The organism is Saccharothrix variisporea (assembly GCF_003634995.1).
GTDB lineage: Bacteria > Actinomycetota > Actinomycetes > Mycobacteriales > Pseudonocardiaceae > Actinosynnema > Actinosynnema variisporeum.
Window position 1 is genome coordinate 5,416,276 of the sequence record NZ_RBXR01000001.1, and the last position, 24,012, is coordinate 5,440,287.

Below are 24,012 nucleotides of genomic sequence, written 5' to 3' on the forward strand. Positions count from 1 at the left end.
AGGCGTTTGGGCTAAATCACACAATAGATACACTCACAGCGCCGGTTTGACGACGATCTGTCAACAGCGACGCGACCAGCGCCGTCCAGCCCGTCTGGTGCGTCGCGCCCAGCCCCTCGCCGGTGTCGCCGTCGAAGTACTCGCTGAAGGTGACGTGGGCGCGCCACAGCGGCGAGTCGGTCGCCTCCACCCGCTTGCCGTCCGCCGGGCGCCGACCGTCGTGGTCGGGCAGGAACAGCGACACCAGCCGCCTGACCAGCTCGTCGGCCGCCTGGCCGGCCGTCACGTGCCGCTGGGAGCGGGTGGGAAGTTCCACGTGGAACCGACCCTCGTGGAACGACTCGACCGTCCGCAGCGCCTCCACGAGCAGGGCGTTGGTCGGGAACCACACCGGGCCGCGCCAGTTCGAGTTGCCGCCGAACATCGGGGTTCGGGACTCGCCCGGCTCGTAGCCCATCCGGTGCTCCTGGTCGGCCACCTGGACCTCCAGGCCCTCCCGGTGCGCCGCCGACAGGCTGCGGATGCCGTGCGGGGACAGGAACTCGCCCTCGTCCAGCATCCGGCCCAGCACCCGGCGCAGCTTGCGCTCGTCCAGCAGCGACAGCAGCGCCCGGTTGTCGTGCCTGGTCAGGAACTGCTTGAGCTCCGGGCGGCGGGCCAGCAGGTACTCCAGGCGGCGGGTGAACCCGGGCAGCTCCTCGAACACCCACGGCTCCAGCACCGCGCACGCCAGCACCGGGATCAGGCCCACCATCGACCGCACCCGCACCGGCTGCGACTCCACCGAGCCGTCCGGCAGCCGCCGGGTCACCACGTCGTAGCAGAACCCGTCGGCGTCGTCCCAGATCCCGCTCTTGCCGGAACCGAACCGGGTGGACGCCTCCGCGATGCTCAGGAAGTGCTCCACGAACTTCGTGGCCACGTCTTCGTACGACTCGTCGTGCCGGGCCAGCTCCAGCGCCATCCGCATCAGGTGCAGCGAGTACGCCGCCATCCACGAGGTCGCGTCGGACTGCTCCAGCCGCCACTGGCCCAGCATCGGCTCCGACCGGTTGACCGGGCCGATGTTGTCCATGCCGAGGAAGCCGCCCTCGAACAGGTAGCTGCCGTCGGCGTCCTTGCGGTTGACCCACCACGAGAAGTTCAGCAGCAGCTTGTGGAAGACCTTCGCGAGGAACTTCCGGTCGTGGTCGACCTGGTAGACCTGCAACGCCGCCCATGCGTGCACGGGCGGGTTCACGTCGCCGAACTCCCACTCGTAGGCGGGCAGCTGGCCGTTGGGGTGCATCAGCCACTCCCGGCACAGCAGGAGCAGCTGCTCCTTGGCGAACGCCGGGTCCACCTTCGCGAACGGCACGGTGTGGAACGCCAGGTCCCACGCCGCGAACCACGGGTACTCCCACTCGTCGGGCATGGAGATCACGTCCGCCACGTCCAGGTGCCGCCAGTGCGCGTTGCGGGCGTGCGGCGACTGCCGGGACTTCGGCGCGGCGGGCTGCGCGGGGTCGCCGTCCAGCCACTCCCGGGTGCGGAACCGGTAGTGCTGCTTGGTCCACATCAGGCCGGCGAGGGCGCGGCGCACGACCTTGGCGCGCAGCGGGTCCAGGTCCGTCTCGTGGAACGCGTCCGCCTCCTGCCGCCGGTCGTCGACGGTGGACTGGAACGACGGGCCGAAGGCGTCCAGGTGACCGTCGCCCTCGACCAGCCGCAACCGGATGGACACCGACTCGCCCGGCTCGACCGGGTCGAACGAGTACCAGGCGGCGGCCTTGGTGCCGGGGTCGCTGGTGTCCTGCGGGCCGACCACCCGGCACGCCCGGCTCTCGCCGCGCACGACGTACCGGTCGATGCCGTCCTTCGTGTACGGAGTCGGGTTGCGGTCGGCCCCGAACAGCTCGACCTCGTTGGTCTCGTTGTCGGTGACCAGCAGCGTCGGCGTGCCCTCGACGTGCAACGTGTACCGGCCCAGGGCGGCGTGCTCGGCGGTGATGCGCCGCCAGCCGTCCCGGGTCGACGCGCGCAGCACCGGCCGCCGGTCGTCCCGGCCCCACGCCCACGTGTTGCGGAACCAGAACTGGGGGAGCAGGTGCAGCGGGGCCGGGTCGGGGCCGTGGTTGGTGGCGGTGATCTCGACGCACACGTCGGTCGGCGAGGCCTTCGCGTAGGTCACCTGGACGTCGAAGAACCGGTTCTCGTCCAGCGCCCCGGTGTCGGACAGCTCGGGCTCGCGCTCGTTGCGGCCGGCGTTGCGGGCCATCTCGCGCAGCTCGGCGTAGGGGAACTCGGCCTGCGGGTACCGGTAGACGACCTGCATCCACGAGTGCGTGGGCGTGCCGTCGGTGACCCACCAGTGCTCTTTGACGTCCTCGCCGTGGTTGCCCTCGTTGTTGGTCAGGCCGAAGTACCGCTCCTTGAGGATCGGGTCGCGGCCGTTCCACAGGGCGATGCCGAGGTTGAGGAAGCCGTGCACGTCGCAGATGCCCGCAATGCCGTCCTCGCCCCACCGGTAGGCGCGCGAGCGGGCGTGCTCGAACGGGAAGGAGGTCCAGGCGTCACCGCCGGCGGAGTAGTCCTCCCGCACCGTGCCCCACTGGCGTCCGGCGAGGTAGGGACCCCAGAGCCGCCAGGGCGCGGTCGGCGAGTCCGACTCGCTCAAGCGCACCCGTTCGGCCTGCTGCCGTTGCTCGTTCACCGGGCCAGTGTGCGGCATCGATCCAGTAAAGCGGTTACCGGTGGGTTAGGGTCACACCCTTCCGCTTATGATCAGGGGTTTGTGGACGACGCAGCGTCACTGTGGGTGCACGGAGCGGACACCCGGGAGCGGGTCCTGAAGGCCGTGCTGGAGGAGGCGCTGGCCCGGCCCGAGGTGGCCGAGGCGCTGACCAGTGAAGACGTCAGCCGTCGCGACCTGGAGGACGCGGTGGCCCAGCAGGGTGACGACGTGTTCGTCGTCGCGGAGGGTCACGAGACGCGCTACCGGAGCCTCCGGGCGACGGTCCGGTCGCCCTCCTGGCCGGAGCGCCACCTCGCCGTGGCGAAGGCCGTCCTGCTGCTCGTGGTGCCGACGGCGTCGTTCGGGCTGATCGGCTGGCTGGCGTTCGGGCGGACCGCGGGCGTGGCCGTCGCCGTCGTGTCGGCGCTGCTCGGAGCCGTGAGCTGGCGCCGCTACCGGATCGAGCAGGACGGGGGCGTCAAGGGCGACGGGTTCGCGATACTCGGTGGGTTCGCGTTGCTGGTGGCCGCGGTGTTCGGCGGGATCCGGCTCGCCGGCTGGTCCTGGTCGCTCGTGGCGGCCCTGATCGGCGCGGGGCTGCTGGTCGTGGCGTGGCTGGTGTTCATCGCCCTGACCGAGCCGGGAGGCACTGCGGTCGCCAACCGCGTGCAGGCCTTCGCCGCGTTCGTGGACTGGCGGCGGGCGCTGCTGGACGAGGGCGTGCTGCCCGCGCTCTACCTGCGCATCAACGAGGCGAAGGCCGGGTTCTTCTCGACCACCCTGACCGTCCGGGACTCGTCGGCCCTCGGCACGGGCGACCACCTGGCCAAGCACGTGCCCACCCCCGCCAGCGCCCGGCTGAAGGCGCTGGTCGCGGCCTCGGGCGGCGGCAGCTTCGCGGTGGCCGGGCCGCGCGGCGCGGGCAAGACGAACCTGCTGCGGGCGTTCTGCGGCGGCCGGTACCGCGTCGACGGGGAGGCGCAGGACCTGGCCGTGCTGGTCGCCGCGCCCGTCGAGTACAAGCCGCACGAGTTCGTCGTGCACCTGTTCGCCGAGGTGTGTGAAGCCGTCATCGCCCGGTTCACGAAGGACGAGGCGCGTGACGGGCCGAGCCCGGTGGTGGTGACCGCGCGCCTCGCCCTCCAGCGGCTGGACTACGTGCGTTCGGTGAACAACGAGGTCAGCGGCAAGGGCGGGTTCCGCGGGTTCGAGCTGGCGGGCAAGCGGGCGGTGACCCTGGCCGGGCGGGCGTGGACGTACCCCGAGGTCGTGAAGCAGTTCCGGCAGTTCCTCGCGGTGGTGGTCAAGGAGGTCGCTCCGGGCCGGGTCGTGATCGGCATCGACGAGCTGGACCGCATCGGCGAGGGCGAGCCCGCGCGGCGGTTCCTCAACGAGATCAAGGCCGTGTTCGACGTCCCCGGCTGCCACTACCTGGTGTCCGTGTCGACCGAGGCCCAGCACGACTTCGAGCTGTCCGGGCTGGGGCTGCGCAGCGTCTTCGACAGTTCCTTCGACGAGGTCGTGCGCGTGGACTTCCTGGACCACGAGTACGCGCGCCGGTTGCTGCGCCGGTACGTCCTGGGCCTGTCCGAGCAGTTCCACGCCCTGGCGTACGCGTTCTCGGGCGGCTTGGCGCGGCAGCTCGTCCGCGTCGCCCGCGCGATCGCCGACCTCGGCGCGGGCCGGTCCCTGTCCGACGTGGCGCACGCGCTGGCCCACGCCGAACTGGTCCGCGCCTGCCAGGCCACCGCCGACGCCCTGGCCGCCGTGGACGACCGCGACGGCGTCAGCAGGCTGCTGCGGCTGCTGGACGAGCGGCCGGCGGCGTTCACCGTCGGCTACGGCGACCGCGTCCTGGACGCCTACGACGGCGAGTCCGGTCCCGTCGGGCAGCTCCGCGACGCCCTCGGCGCGCGCATCCGGTTCCTCGAGACGGTCGTCGCGGTGTTCACCGACGCCTTGGACGCCGACCGCATGGCCGACATCGACTTCGACCACCTCGCCCGCGCCCGCCGGTACGTCGGCAGCAACCCACGCGCGGCGCTGGGCCTCCTGGAGGACCTGCGCCGCACGTGGGCCCTGTGACTAGCCGCGCGACGGAGTCGCGCCGTTGGACACAGCGTGGGCGTCGAGGACGTGCGCAACGCCCTCGGTGATCCGGGCCGCGTGCCCCAGGTTCAGCCACTCGTCGGGCACGTGGCAGTTGCTGTCCGGCCCGACCGCGCCCGTGACCAGGAACTGCGCCTGCGGGTACGCCTCGTGCAGCAACCCCATGAACGGGATCGAGCCGCCCAGCGCCACCGTCCGCCACGGCGCGCCGAAGACCTCCTTGCCGACCACGTCGAGCGTGTCGCGCAGCCACGGGGCCAGCTCCGGCGCGTTCCAGCCGTCGGCGTGCTCGACCCGGGACAGCTCCACCGTCGCCCCGTACGGCACGTCCGTGGTCAGCTTCTCCACCACCGCGTCCAGCGCCGCCTTCGAGTCGGCGGTCGGGGGCAGCCGGAAGCTCAGCACCAGCGTGGTGAACGGCCGCAGCACGTTGCCCGCGTCGTCGGGGGCGGGCAGGCCGTCCGCGCCGGTCACCGACAGGGTGGGCCGCCAGCCGGCGTTGAGGGCCAGTTCCACCTCGTCGTCGGCCATCGGCCGGGTGGACCCCGCCCACGGCACCGACCCGGCCAGCACACCCGGCGCGGCGGCGACGGCGTCGCGGACCTCGGCGACCCGGTTCTCCGGCACGTCCACGTGCATCTCGCGGACCAGCACCTCACCGGTCGCGGAGTCCTCCAGCCGGTCCAGGAGCTGCCGGGCGACCCGGAACGAGCTGGGCACGATCCCGCTGGCCATGCCCGAGTGCAGGCCGCTCTCCAGCACCCGCACGGTGAGCGTGACCTGGGTCAGGCCGCGCAGGGACGTGGTCAGCCACATCCGGTCGTAGTCGTTGCCGCCCGAGTCCAGGCACACCACCAGCGACACCTCGCCCAGCCGGGGCTTGAGGTGCTCCAGGTAGGCGGGCAGGTCGGGGCTGCCGGACTCCTCACCGGTCTCCAGCAGCACGACGCACCGGGCGTGCCTGCCACCCGCCGCCCGCACGGCCTCGATCGCCGCCACGGCCGCGTAGCCGGAGTAGCCGTCGTCGGCCGCGCCGCGCCCGTACAGGCGACCGTCGCGCACGACCGGCGTCCAGGGGCCCAGGCCCTCGGACCAGTTCGCCACCGGCGGTTGCTTGTCGAGGTGGCCGTACATCAGCACGGTGTCCTCGGTGTCGGCGGTCGCCGGCACGTCCACCAGCAACAACGGCGTCCGACCGGGCAGTTCCACCACCTCGACGGTCGCCCCCAGGTCACGGGAGGCCAGCCACCCGCGCACGTGCTCGATGGCGGCGGCCAGGTGGCCGTGCTCCTCCCACGCGGGGTCGAAGGCCGGCGAGATCGCGGGCACGGCGACGAGTTCGGACAGGCTGGGGAGGATGTCGTCGTCCCACAGCCCTCGGACGGTACGGGTCAGCACAGAACGGTCCACGGGACCGATCCAATCACGGGTTGATGCGTTCACCAGTCGGGCAACCCGTGAAGACCCGACGTTCGGAAGTCCACTCGAATCCGGACCGATGAACCCTGATGAGACGCCGACCGGCCGTGTCCGGCGGCGCACGGACGGTGGTTAACGATCGGTAACCGGGACACGGGTGTTCGTTCACCGAACGTCTCGCTCGGACTGCCGAAGATTGGCCTTCCTACCGTTCTCCCTGTTCAGGAGGGTGCGTCGACTGTTACAAAGTGGGACGGGGCTCACCAAGTCGAGTGAGCGCATGTCAGGATGTGGAAGAGAACACCGTCAGCGCCGACGGTTGTCCGACCACCCCCACCCGGGGCGGCGGCGACTGGCGGTGCCGCCGCGCATGGTCGTCACGAGCGACTTGGCGGCCTCGTAGACGAGGAGTAAGGCGCAATGTCGTCCCCTGAGAAATGGACGCACCCCGGGCCGGACAGCCCACCGGCGACCGCCGCCAAACCGACCGCGGAACAGGTGATCGCAGGCTTGCGAGCGACAGACGAGGGCGGCGCCGACCTGGTGCAGCTGCTCACCCCCGAGGGCGAGCGCGTGCAGCACCCGGACTTCGACATCGACATCACGGCCGAGGAGCTGCGCGGGCTGTACCGCGACATGGTCCTGGTGCGCCGGGTCGACCGCGAGGCGAACGCGCTGCAGCGCAAGGGCCAGCTCGGCATCTGGGTGCCGCTGCTGGGCCAGGAGGCCGCGCAGATCGGCGCGGGCCGGGCCATGCGGCCCGACGACATGGCGTTCCCCAGCTACCGCGAGCACGGCATCGCGTGGTGCCGGGGCATCAAGCCGACCGACCTGCTGGGCATCTTCCGCGGCACCGACAACGGCACGTGGGACCCGGTCAAGCACCGGTTCCACCCGTACACGATCGTCATCGGCAACCAGGTGCTCAACGCCGCCGGGTACGCGATGGGCCAGAAGTTCGACGGCAAGGTCGGCGACGACGACGGCGAAGCCACCATGGTCTTCTTCGGCGACGGCGCGACCAGCCAGGGTGACGTCCACGAGGGCTTCGTCTGGGCCGCGGTGTACGACGCGCCGCTGGTGTTCTTCTGCCAGAACAACCAGTGGGCCATCTCCGAGCCCACCGAGCGCCAGTCCCGCCTGCCGCTGTACCAGCGGGCGCGCGGCTACGGCTTCCCCGGCATCCGCGTGGACGGCAACGACGTCCTGGCCACCCTCGCGGTGACCAAGTGGGCGCTGGACGAGTGCCGCCACGGCAACGGCCCGATCCTGATCGAGGCCTTCACCTACCGCATGGACGCGCACACCACGTCCGACGACCCGTCCCGCTACCGGCTCTCCGACGAGCTGGAGCTGTGGAAGCTCAAGGACCCGATCGAGCGGGTCAAGGTCCACCTGGTCAAGCAGCAGTGGGCCGACCAGGAGTTCTTCGACTCCGTCGAGGCCGAGGCCGAGCAGATCGCGGTCGAGCTGCGCGACTACTGCGTCAACCTGCCCGACCCGCCCGCCGAGCGGATCTTCAGCGAGGTCTACGCCGAGGGCAACCCCGTCCTGGAGGCGCAGCGCGACGAGTTCCTGGCCTACCACGCCGGTTTCGCGGGAGGTGAGCACTGATGGCTGCTCCGACGATGGACCGACCCACTTCGGCGGCTCCCGCCGCTGTGCAGACCATGACGATCGCCAAGGGCATCAACAACGGCCTGCGCGCGGCGATGGAAGCCGACCCCAAGGTCATCATCATGGGTGAGGACGTCGGCAAGCTCGGCGGCGTCTTCCGCATCACCGATGGCCTCCAGAAGGACTTCGGCGAGCAGCGCGTGCTGGACACCCCGCTCGCGGAGTCCGGCATCATCGGCACCGCCGTCGGCCTCGCGATCCGCGGCTACCGCCCGGTGTGCGAGATCCAGTTCGAGGGCTTCATCTTCCCCGGCTTCGACCAGATCGTGTCGCAGGTCGCCAAGCTGCACTTCCGCACCCAGGGCCGGCTCAAGCTGCCCATGGTGATCCGGGTGCCCTTCGGTGGCGGCATCGGCGCGGTCGAGCACCACTCGGAGTCCCCCGAGTCGTATTTCGCGCACACCGCGGGCCTCAAGGTCGTGTCGTGCTCCAACCCGGCCGACGCCTACTGGATGATCCAGCAGGCCATCGCGTCCGACGACCCGATCCTGTTCTTCGAGCCCAAGCGCCGGTACTACGAGAAGGGCGAGGTCGACACGACCGCCGCCCCCGGTCCGCTGTTCGCCTCGCGCGTCCTGCGCACCGGCACCGACGCGACGCTCGTCGCCTACGGCCCGATGGTCCGCACCGCCCTCGACGCCGCCTCGGCGGCCGAGGAGGAGGGGCGGTCGCTGGAGGTCATCGACCTGCGCACGCTGTCCCCGCTGGACCTGGCCCCGGTCTACGAGTCGGTGCGGCGCACCGGCCGGCTGGTCGTGGTGTCCGAGGCGCCCAGCGAGTCGTCCATCACCAGCGAGATCGCGGCCAAGGTGCAGCAGGAGTGCTTCTACTCCCTGCAGGCGCCGGTGCTGCGGGTGACCGGGTTCGACACGCCGTACCCGCCGTCGAAGCTCGAGGAGGAGTTCCTCCCCGACCTCGACCGGGTGCTGCACGCCGTCGACCGCTCACTGGCCTGGTAAGGGGACACTTGGGATGCCGCAGTTCAAGCAATTCCCCCTGCCGGACACGGCGGAGGGGCTGACCGAGGCCGAGATCCTGACCTGGCACGTCCGGCCGGGCGACACGGTCAAGGTCAACGACATCATCGTGGAGATCGAGACCGCCAAGGCGGCGGTCGAGCTGCCGTGCCCGTGGGACGGCGTGGTGACCGAGCTGCTCGCCGAGGTGGGGCAGACGGTGGAGGTCGGCGTGCCGATCATCACCATCGACGTCGACCCGTCCGGCACGGCGGCCCCCGCCCCCGCTCCGGCTCCGGCCACCAACGGCACGGCACCGGACGCGACCGAGGGCCGGGTGGCCAACCTGGTCGGCTACGGCCCGAAGTCCGGCCCGGCCAAGCGCCGAGCCCGCACCGGCACCCCGCCGACCGCACCCACGCCGGCCGCCGCTCCGGCCGCCCAGGCCCCGGCTGCTCCGGCCGCCGCGCCGGCTCCGGCCCGGCCGGTTCCGCCCGCCGCCCCGGCCGCGGCGACCGCTCCCGCCGCCCAGGCTCCGGTGGCGCTCGCCGGCGGCACCCGCTCGCCCGGCGGGTACGTCCCCCTCGCCAAGCCCCCGGTCCGCAAGCTGGCCAAGGACCTGGGCGTGGACCTGTACGCGCTGACCGGCAGCGGTCCGGGCGGGGTCATCACCCGCGAGGACGTCGAACAGGCCATCGCCGCCCCGGCACCGACCAGTGCCACCCCGGTCGACACCGGTTCGCGGGAGCGGCGCGTCCCCATCAAGGGCGTCCGCAAGGCCACCGCGCAGGCGATGGTGGACAGCGCGTTCACCGCGCCGCACGTCACGGAGTTCCTGACCGTCGACGTCACGCCGATGATGGAGCTGCGCGCGCGGCTGAAGGACACGCCGGAGTTCCGCGGCGTGAAGCTCACCCCGCTCGCGTTCTGCGCGAAGGCCGTGGTCCTGGCGACCCGCCGCACCCCCGACGTGAACGCGACGTGGGACGCGGCGGCGAACGAGATCGTCTACAAGGACTACGTCCACCTGGGCATCGCCGCCGCCACCCCGCGCGGCCTGGTGGTGCCGAAGGTCCGCGACGCGGACCGCATGTCGCTGCGCGAACTGGCCGTCGCGCTCGACGAACTGGCCACCACGGCCCGCGACGGCAAGACCGCGCCCGCCGACATGCTCGGCGGCACGATCACCATCACCAACGTCGGCGTCTTCGGCGTCGACACCGGCACGCCCATCATCAACCCGGGCGAGTCCGCGATCCTCGCGTTCGGCGCGATCCGCGACATGCCGTGGGTGGTGGACGGCCAGGTCGTCCCGCGCAAGGTGTGCCAGCTGGCCCTGAGCTTCGACCACCGCGTGGTCGACGGCCAACAGGGCTCGCAGTTCCTGGCCGACGTCGGCCGGCTGCTGTCCGACCCGGGCGTGGCGCTGACGTACTAGCTAGTCGGAGACGGTGCCGGGAACCTCCGGGCTCCCGGCACCGTCCTCCCGCCGCAACGCCTCCGCGAACTCCTCGACGGTCGGGTGGTCGACGCCCTGGTAGCGGAACACGCAGCCCTCCGACACCGCGCCGTCCAGCCACACCGCGGACTTCCGCGCGAGCCGGGACCGCGAGAAGTCGACCAGCTCGCCGGTGAACACCGCGGCCGAGAAGTCCAGCCTGGACAGGGTCGCCGACGCACCCCAGAACGACGTGTGCACCGCCTCGAACGTCGCGCCGCGGAACGTCGTCACACCCCGGAACCGGACCTCGCCGAAGTCGGTCAGCCGCCCGCCGAACCGGGCGAAGTCGAACGAGAAGTCCCCGTAGAAGGTGCGGTTCGACAGGTCGAGGTCCTCCAGCACCGCGCCCCGGCAGTCCATCGTCACACCGCGCCACTCCTGGTCGGCGCTGCGGTCGAGCAGGGTGGTCAGGATCGCCTGGCGGACCTCGCGCTCGGTCGAGTCGCCCTCCGGGTAGGGCGTGCGCAGGTAGCCGCACAGGACGTCCACGCACGTCTGCCGCTGCGCCACCCAGTCGTCGGCCAGCGCGCCCATCGCGTACACGCCGGCCAGCCGCACCGCGAAGCTGTCGTGCCCGAGCTGCTCGGCCGCCTTCCCGTACCGCTCGTTGAGGAACTTGGTGTCGTCGCGGTCCTCCTGCCAGGTGGCGATGAGGTGCGCGGCCTCGGACACCTGCTGCCGCCGGTAGGAGACGGCCAACGCCACCACCGCGCCCAGCCCACCCACGACGGCGAGCCCGATCTTCAGCAGGTCCAGCAGCTCGGCGGTGGTGAAACTGGCCGTCGACGGCAACTTCGGCCGCCCCAGCAACCAGTACAGCCCGGCCCCGGTCGCCGCGGCGAGCAGCACGGCCACCACCAACCACCGCACCACCGAGCCGGCCATCGACCCACGCGCCCCGGACGCGTCGCGGCCCTTCGTGGGCCGGGGCAGGTGCTTGCGCCGGGCGCGCCGGATGTACGCCCAGGCGACCGCCGTCGCTGCGAGCGTCACCAGTGAGGGGCCGTAGGTGTCGACGTACGCGGGCACGGGACGGGATCGTGCCCGATCATCGGGTTAATCGGTTGAAGTTCCAGCGACTGGAGAGTTCAGGGTGGTCGGCGTGACGCACTACTCGATCGGCGACCTGGCGCGGCTGACCGGCCTGTCCACCCGCACGATCCGGTTCTACTCCGACTCGGGCCTGATCCCGGTGGCGGGGCGGACCACGGGCGGCTTCCGCACCTACGACGTCGAGGGGCTGGCGCGTCTCAAGCTCGTCCGCACCCTGCGCGACCTGGGCGTCGACCTGCCCACCGCGCAGCGGGTGCTGGAGAGCGAGGTGTCCGTGGCCGAGGTGGCCCGGACGCACGCGGAGGCCATCGACGCGCAGATGCGCACGCTCCGGCTGCGCCGAGCCGTGCTGCGCGTCGTGGCCCGAACCGGGGAGGTGGAGATGGTGCACGAATTGGCGCGCTTGTCCGAGGAAGAGCGGCAGGCGATCCTGGACGACTTCTTCGACGAGGTCTTCGGCGGCCTGGACCTGGATCCGACGTTCGCCGAGCGGATGCGCTCGGTCCGGGTGGACCTGCCCGACGACCCGACGCCCGAACAGCTGGAGGCGTGGATCGAACTGGCGAACCTGGTGCGCGACAAGGACTTCCGGTCCTCGATCCGCCGGATGTCCGTCCGCCACCAGGAGATGCGCGCGGAGGGCGCCGACCTGTCCGGCCCGAGCGCCGAACAGATGGAAGCCTTCCAGTACGCCATGTCCAGGGCCCGCGAAGCCCTGGCCGCCGGCGTAGCCCCGACGTCGGAGGAGGGCCGCCAGATCCTGGCCGACGTCAACGCCCGCTGGTCGGCGACCCTGGACGTCCCGGTCGGCCCGGAACTGTCCCAGTGGCTCGACGAGTTCGGCGACCCGAGGGCGGAACGCTACTGGTCCCTGCTGGCCAAGATCAACGGCTGGCCCCCGGTCCCGGACACGACGGCCGAACGCCGCTGGCTCGCCGAAGCAGGCAGCTGAGGCGTCGCCGGCCCCTCCGACGAGGTGCCACGCGGGGCGAGAGGGCCTCGGCCTTGCCACGGCCGAGGTCCTCGCCGCCGTCACGACTCGAAGACCAACGCCATCAATAGCGAGTCGCGCAAGTGCCGTCAATCGGCTCGTCGGGGGTCATTCTCCGATTCCGTCACCGCCGTTTTCGGGTCTTGCTCGCAGGCGTGGCACTCGGGTGGAGCAATTCTCGAGCTGTTTCCTGGAGTCGTTGGTAGTGCCCTGGTCGCCGGCTAGGGTCGAACCGTGACTGCTGTGCAGGTGGGCTCGCGCGAGCGCGACTTCGAGATCAAGGTCATGGGGCGGACCTTGGAGCACCTGGGCGTCCAGATGTACAAGCGGCGTGATGCCGCACTCGCCGAACTGGTCGCCAACGCCTGGGACGCCGGAGCGACCAAGGTGGAGATCACCCTGCCGGAGCCGGGCTCGTACGACCCCGAGACCAGTTCGATCGTGGTCTTCGACGACGGCGGCGGCATGGACGAGAACGGGATCGAGCACGATTACCTCGTGATCGGCCGAAATCGTCGTGCGGTGGGGCAGGAGGAGCCACCCGGTCGGCGTGTGATGGGTCGCAAGGGCATCGGAAAACTCGCGGCATTCGGTCTTGCCCGGCGCATGCAGGTTTCCACGTGGCGAGCCGGCGAGGCCATCGAGTTCGAGTTGAATGCCGAGAACCTGAAAACCGGGGCCGGTCGGGTGGCCGATGTGCCCATCAAGGCGGTCATCAGCCCGACCGACTCGGCGGTTCTCCCTCCATCGGGGACCCGACTGACGTTGGGAGCACTCAAGCACAAGACGCCGCTCGATCCGAAGGAGTTGCGGCTCAACCTGGCGCGGCGGTTCAGCCGTACCGTCCTGGGTCGGATGGTGGTCGTGGTCAACGGCGTGCCGGTCGCGGAGCCACCCATCGACTTGGAGCACCGGGAACCCGCCACCGACGAGACGACCGTCGTCCTCTCCGACGGCAACGAAGTCAAGTGGTGGGCTGGTTTCAGCCGTACTGTGCTGCCCGCGGAACTCCAAGGGCTCACCATCCTGGTCCGAGGCAAGACCGCTCAGGTTTCCCCCTTCTTCTTCGGCGTCGAGCACACGGCGTCGGGCCAACACGGGACCAAGTACCTGACCGGTGTCATCGAGGCCGATTACCTCGACGAAGGCGAGGACGACACTTCCGACAAGATCTCCACCGACCGACAGGAGATCGACTGGGCCGACGACGGTACGACGCCGCTGCGCAAGTGGGGCGAGGAGTTGGTGCGACGGCTGCTCCGCGAGCACGCCAACCAGCGCGGCGCCGCGGCGCTGCGGGAAGTCCGGTCAGACCGGTCGCTGGTGGACCGCATCGAGATGCTCGATCCCCCGTCCATCGGAAGGGTTTTCGGGTTCGTCGAGAAGCTCGGCGGCGCCAACCTGCCGAACGACAAGATCCGGACACTCGCGGAGACCGTGGTCCAGATCTACGAGTACCGCCACTTCCACGACTACATCGAACAGTTGGACGAGGTCGCGGAAGACCCGGAACTGCTCGTGCAGACGCTGGACTACATGCGCGGGTGGAAGGTGGTCGAGGGGCGAGCCATCCTCGAGATCGTCAAGGGACGCATCGACATCCTCGACAAGTTCCACTCGATGATCGTGAACGACGCTCCGGAGACCGCGCACGCGATCGGTCTCGACAACATGCACGACCTGGTGGCGGACTATCCGTGGCTGATCAATCCCGAGTGGCACGTCCTGGCCGAGGAGAAGCGGATCACGAGCCAGTTGCGTGAGTGGGGTGACCGGGACATCGACCCGAACGACCGCAGGCGGTACGACTTCCTCGCCCTGGCCGGTGACGGTGTCCTCGTCGTCATCGAGATCAAGCGGTCCGGCCACGCGGTCACCCTGAAGGACCTCCAGCAGATCGAGGGCTACGTCGTCGCATTGGAGGAAGCGAACCCGAACGTGAGAGGCGCTTTCGTCACCGGTGACAAGTACGCGCTCACCGAACGGACGCTGAAAGAATGGCGTTCCCGGGAGAGCATCGAACTGCTGGTGTGGCGTGAGGTCTACCGCCGAACGCGGTCGTTCTACGAGCACTACCGCGCGGTCCTGGAAGGCAACGTGCAAGACGACTCGTTCGGCCGCAAGAGCCGTGAGGTCGCCCGTACCCGCTCGGTGCTGGGGACCGGGGCGTTTCGCGGAAGGGATCTCCGCCGACAGGGGCTCGGACCGCAGGACGCCGAGGGTGCCCGGGAGTGATCGTCGACCACCACGACAGCGGGGCGGGGTCGTCCGCGCCCGGAAAGACCCCGCCCCGTCCCCCGCCGGTCACGTCAACGGATGTGCATCCCCGAGATCGCCCGCGACACGACCAACCGCTGGATCTCCGACGTGCCCTCGAAGATGGTGAAGATCTTGGCGTCCCGGTGCATCCGCTCCACCGGGTGCTCCCGCGTGTACCCCGCCCCGCCCAGGATGTGGATCGCCCGTTCCGTCACCCACACCGACACCTCGCCCGCCTTGAGCTTGGACATCGACCCCTCGCCCGCCGTGAACGGGACGTTGTTGCGGCCCATCCACGCCGCTCGCCACACCAGCAGCCGGGCCGCGTCGATCTCCATCCTCATGTTCGCCAGGTCGAACGCGATGGACTGGTTCTCGATGATCTTCCGCCCGAACGCCTCGCGGTCCTTGGCGTAGTCCAGGGCGTACTCGTACGCCGCCCGCGCCACGCCCACCGCCATCGCGCCCACGGTCGGCCGGGTCGTCTCGAAGGTCGCCATCGCCGCCTGGCCGCCGGTCGACTGCCCCTCCCGCGCCCGCGCCAAGCGCTTCTCCAACCGCTCGCGGCCGCCCAGCAGGCACCGGCCCGGCACGCGCACGTCGTCGAAGAACACGTCCGCCGTGTGCGACGCCCGCATCCCGTGCTTCTTGATCTTCCCCGGCGACGACAGGCCCGGCGTCCCCGGCGGCACGACGAACGCGGCCTGACCACGTGCGCCCAACGACGGGTCGACGACCGCGGTCACCACGTGGACGTTGGCGATGCCGCCGTTGGTCGCCCACGCCTTCTGCCCGTTGATCACCCACTCGTCGGAAGCAGCGTTGTACACCGCCCGCGTCCGGTACCCCGCGACGTCCGACCCGGCCTGCGGCTCGGACGCGCAGAACGCGGCCACGTGCGGCGCGTCGGGCGTCCCGAAGCACTCCGGCACCCACTCGGCCAGCTGCTCGGGCTCGCCGGCCGCGAAGATCCCGGCCGCCGCCAGGCCCGTCCCCATCAGCGCCAGCGCGATCCCGGCGTCACCCCAGAACAGCTCCTCCACGGCGATCGGCAGCGACAGCCCGGCCTGGTCGGCGAACCACGTGGCCAGCGACTCGAACCCGTACAGCCCGATCTTCGCGGCCTCCTGGATGACCGGCCACGGCGTCTCCTCCCGCTCGTCCCACTCGGACGCGGCGGGGCGGATGACCGACGACGCGAAGCCGTGCACCCAGTCGCGCAGGTCGCGCTGGTCCTCGTTCAGTTCCAGGGAGAACACGTCATCACGCCTTCGGGATGTCGAAGAGGCTCATGAAACCGGCCGCGAAACCCAAGTCCCCCTTGACCTTCAGCTTGCCGGTCATGAACAGGACGGGCGCGGACGCGTTGCCGGTGGCCAGCTTGAGGAACTCCACCGGGCCGAGGGTGACGGTCGCGCGCGACTCCCGGGTGGCGCCCTTGTTGATGGTGCAGGTGCCGTCCTCGATGACGGCCTCGTAGACGTCCTCGGAGCCGCCGGCACCACCCGTCAGCCGGAAGTGCACGACGGCCCGCGTGGCGCCGGCGCGGTCGGTGCGGAAGTGGACCTCCATGCGCCGGAAGACCTCGTCGAGCACGCGTTCGCGCAGGCCAGTCCGCGAGGTCACGGCGTCGATCTGGTCCTTGGACGCGCGCGAGATGATGCGGGCGAAGTTGTGCGGGTCCATCTTGGCCAGGTCGAGGTCGGCGCCCCGGTCGGCGAGGTCGCCGAGCACCCCGAGCAGGTCGGCGAACTCGTCCTTGCCGAGCTTGGCCGGGTCGATGCCGCGCGCGATGACGTCGATGTCGAGGTCGCGCAGCGCCGGGTCGGCCGGGTCGGCCTGTCGGAGCGCGGCGATGAGGGCCTTCGGGCTCAGCTTCGCGATGGCCTCGGTGGTGAGGTTGGTCATGGTGGCACCTCCGCGTACCTACTCGACGGTAAGACTACTGGTGAGTAGGTAAGGCGGCAAGGGGCGCGGAGTAATCTTGCCCGCAGCCTTCAGGGGGTGCGATGCACGCAGAGCAACCGGTCAGCACCGGACGAGCCAAGAGACTGCCCCGCGCGGTGCGCGAGCGGCAGATCATGGACGCCGCGGTGGAGGTCTTCTCGCGACTGGGTTTCCACGCCGCGTCGATGGACGAGATCTCCGAGGTCGCCGGGATCTCCAAACCGATGCTCTACGCGTACCTGGGCTCCAAGGAGGAGCTGTTCGCCACCTGCATCCGCCGCGAGTCCACGCGGATGATGGAGGCCATCGCGGACGGCGTCGAAGCCGACCAGCCGCCGGACGTCCAGCTGTGGAGCGGCTTGCGCGCGTTCTTCGGCTTCGTCGGCGAGAACCGGTCGAGCTGGCAGGTGCTGCACCGCCAGGCCTCCTCCCAGGGCGGACCCTTCGCGCAGGAACTGGCCGACATGCGCGGCCGGGCGATCAGCCTCGTGGCCGCGCTGCTCGTGCACTCCGCGGACTTCCCCAACGTCCCGCGCGCGGGCGACAAGGAGGCCGAGTCGCTGGCCGCCGCGCTGGTCGGTGCGGCCGAGGCACTGGCCGACTGGTGGCTGGACAACCCCGAGGAACCGGCGGGCGTCGTCGCGGCGCGGCTGATGAACCTGGTGTGGATGGGCTTCGGCGACCTGGTCGAGGGCAACATCTGGCACCCGCCGTCGCGACGGGTGCCAGAGGGCGACTAGCCGCTGATCACGCCTTCCAGGTGGGGTTTGCGCGACCACAGCGCGAACCGCCACCCGTCGGCGGTCGGCTTGGCGGAGAAGTCCACCTTGCCGGGCAACAGGATCGGCGCCTTGAACCGCACGTCCACGGTGAACGCGTCCGGCAACCGCCCCTCGAACGCCGCCACGCACCGCGCCTTCGACCACATCCCGTGCGCGATCGCCCGGGGGAAGCCGAACGCGCGGGCCGTCAACGGGTGCAGGTGGATCGGGTTGCGGTCGCCGGAGACCTCGGCGTACCGGCGGCCGATGTCGCCGCCGACCCGCCACACCCCGGTCGGCTTCGGCGGCTCCTCCTGCGCCTTGTCGGCGGACCCGGAGCCGCCGCCGATCCGGAGATAAGTCGACACGTCGACCCACACCTGCTCGCCGTCCACCGACACCGCCGACACCACGTCGAACTGCCGCCCCCGCTCGTGCGGGCGCAGGTTCTCCAGGTGCACGGTCAGGTCGAGCGGTTCGGAGGCGAGCAGCGGCCGCAGCTGCGTGATCCGGTTCGCCACGTGCACGGTCCCCGGCAGCGGGAACGGGAAGCCGGGCGCGGTCATCAGCTCGATCTGCGACGGGAACGCGAGCACGTGCGGGTAGGTCGCCGGCAGCTCGTCGCGCACCCCGAAGCCGCACACGCGGTTGTACGCGGCCAGGTGCTCCCGGTCGACCTCCACGCGCAGTTCGCGCGAGTACGACGGCAGCGTGGACCCCCTCCGGGTGAACCCGGTGAGCGCGGCCTTGGCGTACAGCCAGGTCAGGTTCCCCATCACGCCCCCAGCAGGCTCTGCCCGCACACCCGCACGACGTTGCCGTTGACGCCGGAGGACGCGGGGTGTGCGAACCACGCGATCGTCTCCGCCACGTCCACCGGCAGGCCGCCCTGGGACAGACTGTTCATCCGCCGACCGGCCTCGCGGATCACCAGCGGCACGGCCGCGGTCATCTTGGTCTCGATGAAGCCGGGCGCGACCGCGTTGACCGTCGCCCCGGTGCCCGCGACCGTCGCGGACAGCGAGTCGACCATCCCGATCACGCCCGCCTTGGTGGTCGCGTAGTTGGTCTGGCCGACGTTGCCCGCGATGCCCGCGATGGAGGAGACGCCGATGATCCGGCCGTTGGGGCGCAGCGCGCCGGAGTCGAACAGGGCCTGGTTGACCCGCTCCTGACTGGCCAGGTTGACCTCGAGCACCGCGTTCCAGCGGCCGGCGTCCATGCGGCCGAGCGTGCGGTCGCGGGTGATGCCCGCGTTGTGCACCACGATGTCCACGCCGCCGTGCCGCTGGGTGACGTGTTCGACGATCCGCTTCGGGGCATCCGAGGCGGTGATGTCCAGCTGGAGCGTCGACCCGCCCACCTCGTTGGCCACCGCGGACAGCTCGTCGCCCTGGCCGGGCATGTCCAGGCAGACGACGTGCGCGCCGTCGCGGCCGAGCACCCGCGCGATGGCGGCGCCGATGCCCCGCGACGCCCCGGTGACCAGCGCGACCTTGCCCGCGAGCGGCTTCTCCCAGTCGTCGGGGACTTCGACCGGGCCGGTGCCGATCCGCACGACCTGGCCGGACACGTACGCCGAGCGTCCGGACAGCAGGAACCGCAGCGTGGACTCGATGTTCCCCTCGGCACCCTCGGCGACGTACACGAGCTGGGCGGTGCCGCCGCGCTTGAGCTCCTTGCCGACGCTGCGGACGAAGCCTTCGAGGGCGCGCTGCGCGACCTGCGAGGCCGCCTGTGCGGGCGGCGTGCCGAGGACGACGACCCGGCTGCACGGTGCGAGCGAGCGGATCACCGGGTGGAAGAACTCGTACAGCTCGCGCAGCTTCTCCGTGCTGTCGATGCCGGTGGCGTCGAAGACGAGGGCGGCGTACCGCTCGTCCTCGCGGGCTTCGGCGGCCACGTCGAGACCGATGGACTTGCACACCGCCGCGACCGGCTCGACCAGTCGTCCGCTGCCGCCGAGCAGCACGGGGCCGTCGAGCGCGGGCTTCCCGGGGGTGTGCCTCCGCAGGGGGTACGGGTTGGGCAGACCGAGCTTGCCGACGACGAGGCGCCCGAAGCCGGACTTGGCGAACGACTGGTAGCGATCCATGCGGACATCACACTCCCTACTCAGTAGTAAGTCTACTGACGAGTAGGTAATATGGACAACACACACCCGTACCGGGAGGACGACATGGCCGACATCCGCAGGGTTGCCATCCTGGGCGGCAACCGAATCCCCTTCGCGCGCTCCAACGGCCCCTACGCCACGGCGTCGAACCAGGACATGTTCACCGCCGCCCTGGACGGCCTGGTCAGCCGGTTCGCGCTGCAGGGCGAGCGGCTCGGCGAAGTGGTCGCCGGCGCGGTGCTCAAGCACAGCCGCGACTTCAACCTGGTGCGGGAGTGCGTGCTGGGCAGCGCCCTGTCCGCCGAGACCCCGGCCTACGACGTCCAGCAGGCGTGCGGCACGGGTCTGCAGGCCGTGATCGCGGTGGCGAACAAGATCGCCCTGGGTCAGATCGAGGTCGGCATCGCGGGCGGCGTGGACACCACCAGCGACGCGCCCATCGGCGTCAACGAGGACCTGCGCGGGGTGCTGCTGGAGTTCAACCGCGCCCGCTCGACCGGCGACAAGCTCAAGGCCGTCACCAAGCTGCGCCCCAAGCACGTCGTCCCCGACATCCCCCGCAACGGCGAACCGCGCACCGGCCTGTCCATGGGCGAGCACGCCGCCATCACCGCCCGCGAGTGGGGCATCGCCCGCGAGGACCAGGACGCCCTGGCCGCCGCCAGCCACCAGAAGCTGGCCGCCGCCTACGACCGCGGCTTCTTCGACGACCTGGTGACCCCGTTCCAGGGCCTGACCCGCGACCAGAACCTGCGCCCGGACTCGTCGGTGGAGAAGCTGGCCAAGCTCAAGCCGGTGTTCGGCCGCGGCGAGGACGCCACCATGACCGCCGGCAACTCGACCCCGCTCAGCGACGGCGCGTCCACCGTGCTGCTGGCGAGCGAGGAGTGGGCGGCGTCCCGCAACCTGCCGGTGCTGGCGTACCTCACGTTCACCGAGACCGCGGCCGTCGACTACGTCCACGGCGGCGAGGGCCTGCTGATGGCCCCGGCCTACGCCGTGCCGAGGATGCTGGCCCGCGCGGGCTTGTCGTTGCAGGACTTCGACTTCTACGAGATCCACGAGGCCTTCGCGTCCCAGGTGCTGGCCACCCTGAAGGCCTGGGAGGACGCCGACTTCTGCAAGGGCAAGCTGGGCTTGGACGCCCCGCTGGGCCCCATCGACCGCGCGAAGCTCAACGTCAACGGCTCGTCGCTGGCCGCCGGCCACCCGTTCGCGGCAACCGGCGCACGCATCGTGGCCACCCTGGCGAAGATCCTGGCGGAGAAGGGCTCGGGCCGCGGCCTGATCTCCATCTGCGCGGCGGGCGGCCAGGGCGTGACGGCGATCGTGGAGCGCTGAGCCGGCGGGCTGCCCGGCGCTCGGACGGGCAGCCCTAGTCCAGCAGCGACCAGGTCGCGGTGCACCGGACGGTGACTGTGATCTGCTGCGCCTCCAGGTTCAGCTGGTCCATCCGCAGCGGCGTGCCCGGTGCGCCGCCGTACGCCGCCTGGATGCCCTCCATCGCGTACGCCTCGCTGTCCCCGTCGGCCAGCCGCAGCAGGGTTCCCAGCCGCGCGCCCAGCGCCTCCGCGTACCCCTCGGCCCGGCGTCGGGCGTCGAGGACGGCTTCCTTCTGCGCCTCGCGCACCGCCTCGGCGTCGGCCGCGAGCTGCCACGACGGGCCGTTGAGCCACGCCGGTTCGGCGGCGGCCAGGGCGCCCAGCAGGTCGTCGAGCTGGTCGAGGTCGTCGACGCGCAGCGCGTAGGACTGCGCCGCGCGGGTGCCCGAGCGCCGTTTGCCGTCCCAGTTGTCGTGCACGTTGAGCCGCCGCGACCGCACCTCGACGCCGGGACGCGCGAGCAGCGGCTCGACCGACGCCACGCGCCGGGTCAGCAGGTCGACCGCCTCCGTGCGGGTCGCGCCGGAGGTCTCGAAGTTCACCTGCACCTCGGCGCGGTCGGCGGTGCGCTCGACCTTGCCGGTGCCCTTGGTCACGACTTCAGCCACGCCGCCCAGCCAACCCGCACACCGGATCATGCGCAACGATAAGACGATCTAGCTCCAACACTAGACAGATCAATACTGCCCGACACGCGCCGAGTATTGGATCGGTCGTAGACAGCTCGATACCGTCCGAGGATGGACCCGGTCCGCAACCCGTTCGCCCCCGGCGCGGGGCAGCGCCCGCCCGAGCTGGCGGGGCGGGACAAGGAGCTGAGCGCGTTCGACGTGGTCCTCGAACGGGTCGCGCGCGGCCGTCCGGAGCGCAGTCTCGTGCTCACCGGGCTGCGCGGGGTCGGCAAGACCGTGCTGCTGGGCGAGCTGCGGTCGATGGCGCTCAAGCGCGGGTGGGGTGCGGGCAAGGTCGAGGCGCGGCCGGAGGCGGGGCTGCGGCGACCGCTGTCCGCCGCGCTGCACCGGGCGATCCGCGACCTGGCCGTGCGGCACCGGGCACCCGACCGCGTCGAGGCGGTGCTGGGGGTGCTCAAGGCGTTCGCGCTCAAGGCCAACCCCGAGGACGCGAAGCTGCGCGACCGGTGGCAGCCCGGCATCGACGTGCCCGCCGCGCAGGGCCGGGCCGACTCCGGGGACATCGAGATCGACCTGGTCGAGCTGTTCACCGAGGTCGCCGAGCTGGCGCAGGACGTGGGCACCGGGGTCGCGCTGCTCATCGACGAGATGCAGGACCTGCGGCCCGACGACGTGTCGGCGCTGTGCGCGGCGTGCCACGAGCTCTCCCAGTCCGGCGCCCCGCTGGTGGTGGTCGGGGCGGGGTTGCCGCACCTGCCGGCCGTGCTGTCGGCGTCCAAGTCGTACTCGGAGCGGCTGTTCCGGTACGTCCGGATCGACCGGCTGTCCCGCGAGGACGCGGACCGGGCCGTGCTCGCGCCGGTCGAGCGGGAGCAGGCGGGCATCCAGGACGAGGCGCTGGACGCCCTGTTCGACGCCTCCGGCGGCTACCCGTACTTCATCCAGGCCTACGGCAAGGCCGCGTGGGACGCCGCGCCCGCCGACCCGATCACCCCGCTGGACGTCGCCGTCGCCGCGCCCGAGGCGGACGCGGAGCTGGCCGTGGGGTTCTTCGGCTCGCGGTACGAGCGGGCGACGCCGGCCGAGCGCGAGTACCTGCGGGCGATGGCGGAGCTGACCGACGGCAAGGACGCGGGCGTGAACACCGCACAGGTCGCCGACCACCTGGGCCGCAAGCCGTCGTCGCTGTCGCCGGCGCGGGACAGCCTCATCAAGAAAGGCCTGGTCTACAGCGCGGAGCGCGGTCAGATCGCGTTCACCGTGCCGCACTTCGGCCGGTTCCTGCTGGGCCGCGAGGACTGATCTCCGGTCGTATCGGGTTCTCTAGTGCCAACGCTAGAGAACCTCTGTTGTGCTGTCCGGTGAACCCCGGTGTCCTCCAGGCGAATCGTGGGTGCTGAACAGGTAACCGCCGTAGATTCGTCGGCGTGTGCCTCAACTCACCGGATAATCGGGTGCATCAGGCGCGGTGAAGGTGCATACTTGAGGCACACACCGAGAAGCACTCCGAGAGGGATGAATCCCGTGAACTTCACTGCGAAGCTCCGCGCTCGTCGTGTCGAGGCTCGCAACCGCAAGGCCGTCGCCCGCGCGATCGACCAGGCCCCGACTCCGGCCATGCGCCACGAGCTGATGGCGATCGCCCAGGCCCAGGTGACCACCCTCCGCTGAACCGCCCTCCGCGCGCGACGGCCACCCGACCTCGACACCGGGTGCACGCCCCGCCGTCCGCGCGCGATCCGGCGAAGGGGGAAACGCCGAAGGCCCTGCCGCACCTCCCGCGCGGCAGGGCCTTCGGCTATGGTGAGCACGAGAAACGTGATCTGGGTCACACCCTGGAGAGGGTGTAACAGACCACTATCGTGTCTCGATGTTCAAGGTGACCCCGCGGTGCTGTCGGACCCCCGACCTGGCAGCACCGCGGGGTTTCCCATGTCCCCCGACCAGGTGCCCGGACTACTTGGACGTGGCCGAACCGGTCCAGGTGTCGTCCTGTCTGCGGGCGCGCCGGATCATCACTGCTTCCCCCTGAATGTGTCTTGTCCCCCATGGACACCACCCATGGTGCCACCGGGGTACGACAATTCCTTGAGGGTTTCCTGAGAGCATGGGCCGATGCCCCTCCCGCTGCTCGTCGTGGACGCGGCCAACGTCGTAGGCTCGGTCCCGGACGGCTGGTGGCGCGACCGGGCAGCCGCCGCCACCCGCCTGCGCGACTCCCTCGCGACGGTCGCCGAACACGGCCTACCGCCCTTCCACGACGGCCCGCTCGACGTGGTCCTGGTCGTCGAGGGCAAGGCCCGTCACGTGGAATCCACCCCCGCGGTCCGCGTGGTGGCCGCCGACGCCTCCGGCGACGACAAGATCGTGGAAGTCGTCCGCACCGACCCCGAAGACCGCCCCCGAGCCGTCGTCACGGCAGACCGCGACCTCCGCCGCCGCGTGACCGAACTGGGCGCCGAAGTCCTGGGCCCACGATCGGTTCGGTGATCCGAA

The 24,012-nt window shown here is 71.0% G+C and carries 19 protein-coding genes; 11 read left to right on the top strand and 8 right to left on the bottom strand.

What is annotated here, in order from left to right; genetic code table 11:
• Positions 1-16 precede the first annotated feature (16 nt).
• The gene (locus DFJ66_RS24435) at positions 17-2,692 is read right to left on the bottom strand and encodes an MGH1-like glycoside hydrolase domain-containing protein (protein WP_246029890.1); all 2,676 of its coding nucleotides are present in this window, start codon (positions 2,690-2,692) and stop codon (positions 17-19) included.
• 105 nt (positions 2,693-2,797) lie between these two features.
• On the opposite strand from DFJ66_RS24435, the gene DFJ66_RS24440 reads away from it, so the two are divergent.
• Complete coding sequence (locus DFJ66_RS24440; protein WP_147459349.1) at positions 2,798-4,798, top strand: P-loop NTPase family protein; 2,001 nt, start codon at positions 2,798-2,800, stop codon at positions 4,796-4,798.
• Here the strand turns inward: DFJ66_RS24440 and DFJ66_RS24445 are convergent, their stop codons facing one another.
• Positions 4,799-6,232: a M20/M25/M40 family metallo-hydrolase gene (locus tag DFJ66_RS24445; RefSeq protein ID WP_211351302.1), complete on the bottom strand. Its 1,434-nt coding sequence runs from the start codon at positions 6,230-6,232 to the stop codon at positions 4,799-4,801.
• A 429-nt stretch (positions 6,233-6,661) separates the two neighbouring features.
• On the opposite strand from DFJ66_RS24445, the gene pdhA reads away from it, so the two are divergent.
• From pdhA to DFJ66_RS24460, 3 genes are read left to right on the top strand one after another with little or no spacing between them, the layout of a single operon-like run.
• The gene (gene pdhA, locus DFJ66_RS24450; protein WP_121224140.1) at positions 6,662-7,855 is read left to right on the top strand and encodes a pyruvate dehydrogenase (acetyl-transferring) E1 component subunit alpha; all 1,194 of its coding nucleotides are present in this window, start codon (positions 6,662-6,664) and stop codon (positions 7,853-7,855) included.
• Positions 7,855-8,877 carry an alpha-ketoacid dehydrogenase subunit beta gene (locus DFJ66_RS24455; protein WP_121224143.1) on the top strand — a complete coding sequence of 341 codons (1,023 nt, stop codon included), beginning with the start codon at positions 7,855-7,857 and terminating at the stop codon, positions 8,875-8,877. Before pdhA ends, DFJ66_RS24455 begins: the two co-directional genes overlap by 1 nt.
• Positions 8,878-8,890: 13 nt before the next feature.
• The gene (locus DFJ66_RS24460; RefSeq protein WP_121224145.1) at positions 8,891-10,312 is read left to right on the top strand and encodes a dihydrolipoamide acetyltransferase family protein; all 1,422 of its coding nucleotides are present in this window, start codon (positions 8,891-8,893) and stop codon (positions 10,310-10,312) included.
• Here DFJ66_RS24460 and DFJ66_RS24465 read toward each other — a convergent pair whose 3' ends face one another.
• Positions 10,313-11,404: a pentapeptide repeat-containing protein gene (locus DFJ66_RS24465; protein WP_121224147.1), complete on the bottom strand. Its 1,092-nt coding sequence runs from the start codon at positions 11,402-11,404 to the stop codon at positions 10,313-10,315. It abuts the gene before it with no gap.
• Between the two features lie 73 nt (positions 11,405-11,477).
• Between DFJ66_RS24465 and DFJ66_RS24470 the strand changes: the two genes are divergently transcribed.
• Positions 11,478-12,380, top strand: a complete 903-nt coding sequence (locus tag DFJ66_RS24470; protein ID WP_121231676.1) for a helix-turn-helix domain-containing protein — start codon at positions 11,478-11,480, stop codon at positions 12,378-12,380.
• A 273-nt stretch (positions 12,381-12,653) separates the two neighbouring features.
• Entirely contained in the window at positions 12,654-14,654 is a 2,001-nt protein-coding gene (locus tag DFJ66_RS24475) for an ATP-binding protein (protein WP_147459350.1), read from the top strand.
• A 74-nt stretch (positions 14,655-14,728) separates the two neighbouring features.
• Here DFJ66_RS24475 and DFJ66_RS24480 read toward each other — a convergent pair whose 3' ends face one another.
• Entirely contained in the window at positions 14,729-15,937 is a 1,209-nt protein-coding gene (locus DFJ66_RS24480; protein ID WP_121224151.1) for an acyl-CoA dehydrogenase family protein, read from the bottom strand.
• 4 nt (positions 15,938-15,941) lie between these two features.
• Entirely contained in the window at positions 15,942-16,586 is a 645-nt protein-coding gene (locus DFJ66_RS24485) for an SCP2 sterol-binding domain-containing protein (RefSeq protein ID WP_121224153.1), read from the bottom strand.
• A gap of 101 nt (positions 16,587-16,687) precedes the next feature.
• Here DFJ66_RS24485 and DFJ66_RS24490 point away from each other — a divergent pair, with 101 nt between their 5' ends.
• Positions 16,688-17,365, top strand: a complete 678-nt coding sequence (locus DFJ66_RS24490) for a TetR/AcrR family transcriptional regulator (protein ID WP_121224155.1) — start codon at positions 16,688-16,690, stop codon at positions 17,363-17,365.
• Here the strand turns inward: DFJ66_RS24490 and DFJ66_RS24495 are convergent.
• Both DFJ66_RS24495 and DFJ66_RS24500 read right to left on the bottom strand, forming a co-directional pair.
• The gene (locus tag DFJ66_RS24495) at positions 17,362-18,162 is read right to left on the bottom strand and encodes a MaoC family dehydratase (RefSeq protein WP_121224158.1); all 801 of its coding nucleotides are present in this window, start codon (positions 18,160-18,162) and stop codon (positions 17,362-17,364) included. The genes DFJ66_RS24490 and DFJ66_RS24495 overlap by 4 nt on opposite strands.
• The gene (locus tag DFJ66_RS24500) at positions 18,162-19,481 is read right to left on the bottom strand and encodes a 3-oxoacyl-ACP reductase (protein WP_121224160.1); all 1,320 of its coding nucleotides are present in this window, start codon (positions 19,479-19,481) and stop codon (positions 18,162-18,164) included. Before DFJ66_RS24500 ends, DFJ66_RS24495 begins: the two co-directional genes overlap by 1 nt.
• Positions 19,482-19,565: 84 nt before the next feature.
• Between DFJ66_RS24500 and DFJ66_RS24505 the strand changes: the two genes are divergently transcribed.
• Positions 19,566-20,843, top strand: coding sequence for an acetyl-CoA C-acetyltransferase (locus DFJ66_RS24505; protein WP_121231678.1), 1,278 nt, complete (start codon positions 19,566-19,568; stop codon positions 20,841-20,843).
• 34 nt (positions 20,844-20,877) lie between these two features.
• Here DFJ66_RS24505 and DFJ66_RS24510 read toward each other — a convergent pair whose 3' ends face one another.
• Positions 20,878-21,492, bottom strand: a complete 615-nt coding sequence (locus DFJ66_RS24510; protein WP_121231680.1) for an SIMPL domain-containing protein — start codon at positions 21,490-21,492, stop codon at positions 20,878-20,880.
• 132 nt (positions 21,493-21,624) lie between these two features.
• Between DFJ66_RS24510 and DFJ66_RS24515 the strand changes: the two genes are divergently transcribed.
• The 3 genes from DFJ66_RS24515 to DFJ66_RS24520 all read left to right on the top strand — a co-directional run bounded on the left by DFJ66_RS24515 (position 21,625) and on the right by DFJ66_RS24520 (position 24,006).
• Positions 21,625-22,818, top strand: coding sequence for an ATP-binding protein (locus tag DFJ66_RS24515; protein WP_121224162.1), 1,194 nt, complete (start codon positions 21,625-21,627; stop codon positions 22,816-22,818).
• A 222-nt stretch (positions 22,819-23,040) separates the two neighbouring features.
• Entirely contained in the window at positions 23,041-23,187 is a 147-nt protein-coding gene (locus DFJ66_RS42950; RefSeq protein ID WP_170199033.1) for a hypothetical protein, read from the top strand.
• A 444-nt stretch (positions 23,188-23,631) separates the two neighbouring features.
• A complete protein-coding gene (locus DFJ66_RS24520) occupies positions 23,632-24,006 on the top strand; it encodes a PIN domain-containing protein (RefSeq protein ID WP_121224164.1) in 375 nt (124 codons plus the stop codon).
• Positions 24,007-24,012: the final 6 nt, after the last annotated feature.

What these genes read in the sequence shown, in the direction of transcription:
- pdhA (WP_121224140.1), top strand. Translation starts at nt 6,662, where the DNA reads ATGTCGTCCCCTGAGAAATGGACGCACCCCGGGCCGGACAGCCCACCG.
- DFJ66_RS24455 (WP_121224143.1), top strand. Translation starts at nt 7,855, where the DNA reads ATGGCTGCTCCGACGATGGACCGACCCACTTCGGCGGCTCCCGCCGCT.
- DFJ66_RS24460 (WP_121224145.1), top strand. Translation starts at nt 8,891, where the DNA reads ATGCCGCAGTTCAAGCAATTCCCCCTGCCGGACACGGCGGAGGGGCTG.
- DFJ66_RS24485 (WP_121224153.1), bottom strand. Translation starts at nt 16,586, where the DNA reads ATGACCAACCTCACCACCGAGGCCATCGCGAAGCTGAGCCCGAAGGCC.
- DFJ66_RS24490 (WP_121224155.1), top strand. Translation starts at nt 16,688, where the DNA reads ATGCACGCAGAGCAACCGGTCAGCACCGGACGAGCCAAGAGACTGCCC.
- DFJ66_RS24495 (WP_121224158.1), bottom strand. Translation starts at nt 18,162, where the DNA reads ATGGGGAACCTGACCTGGCTGTACGCCAAGGCCGCGCTCACCGGGTTC.
- DFJ66_RS24500 (WP_121224160.1), bottom strand. Translation starts at nt 19,481, where the DNA reads ATGGATCGCTACCAGTCGTTCGCCAAGTCCGGCTTCGGGCGCCTCGTC.
- DFJ66_RS24505 (WP_121231678.1), top strand. Translation starts at nt 19,566, where the DNA reads ATGGCCGACATCCGCAGGGTTGCCATCCTGGGCGGCAACCGAATCCCC.
- DFJ66_RS24515 (WP_121224162.1), top strand. Translation starts at nt 21,625, where the DNA reads ATGGACCCGGTCCGCAACCCGTTCGCCCCCGGCGCGGGGCAGCGCCCG.
- DFJ66_RS24520 (WP_121224164.1), top strand. Translation starts at nt 23,632, where the DNA reads ATGCCCCTCCCGCTGCTCGTCGTGGACGCGGCCAACGTCGTAGGCTCG.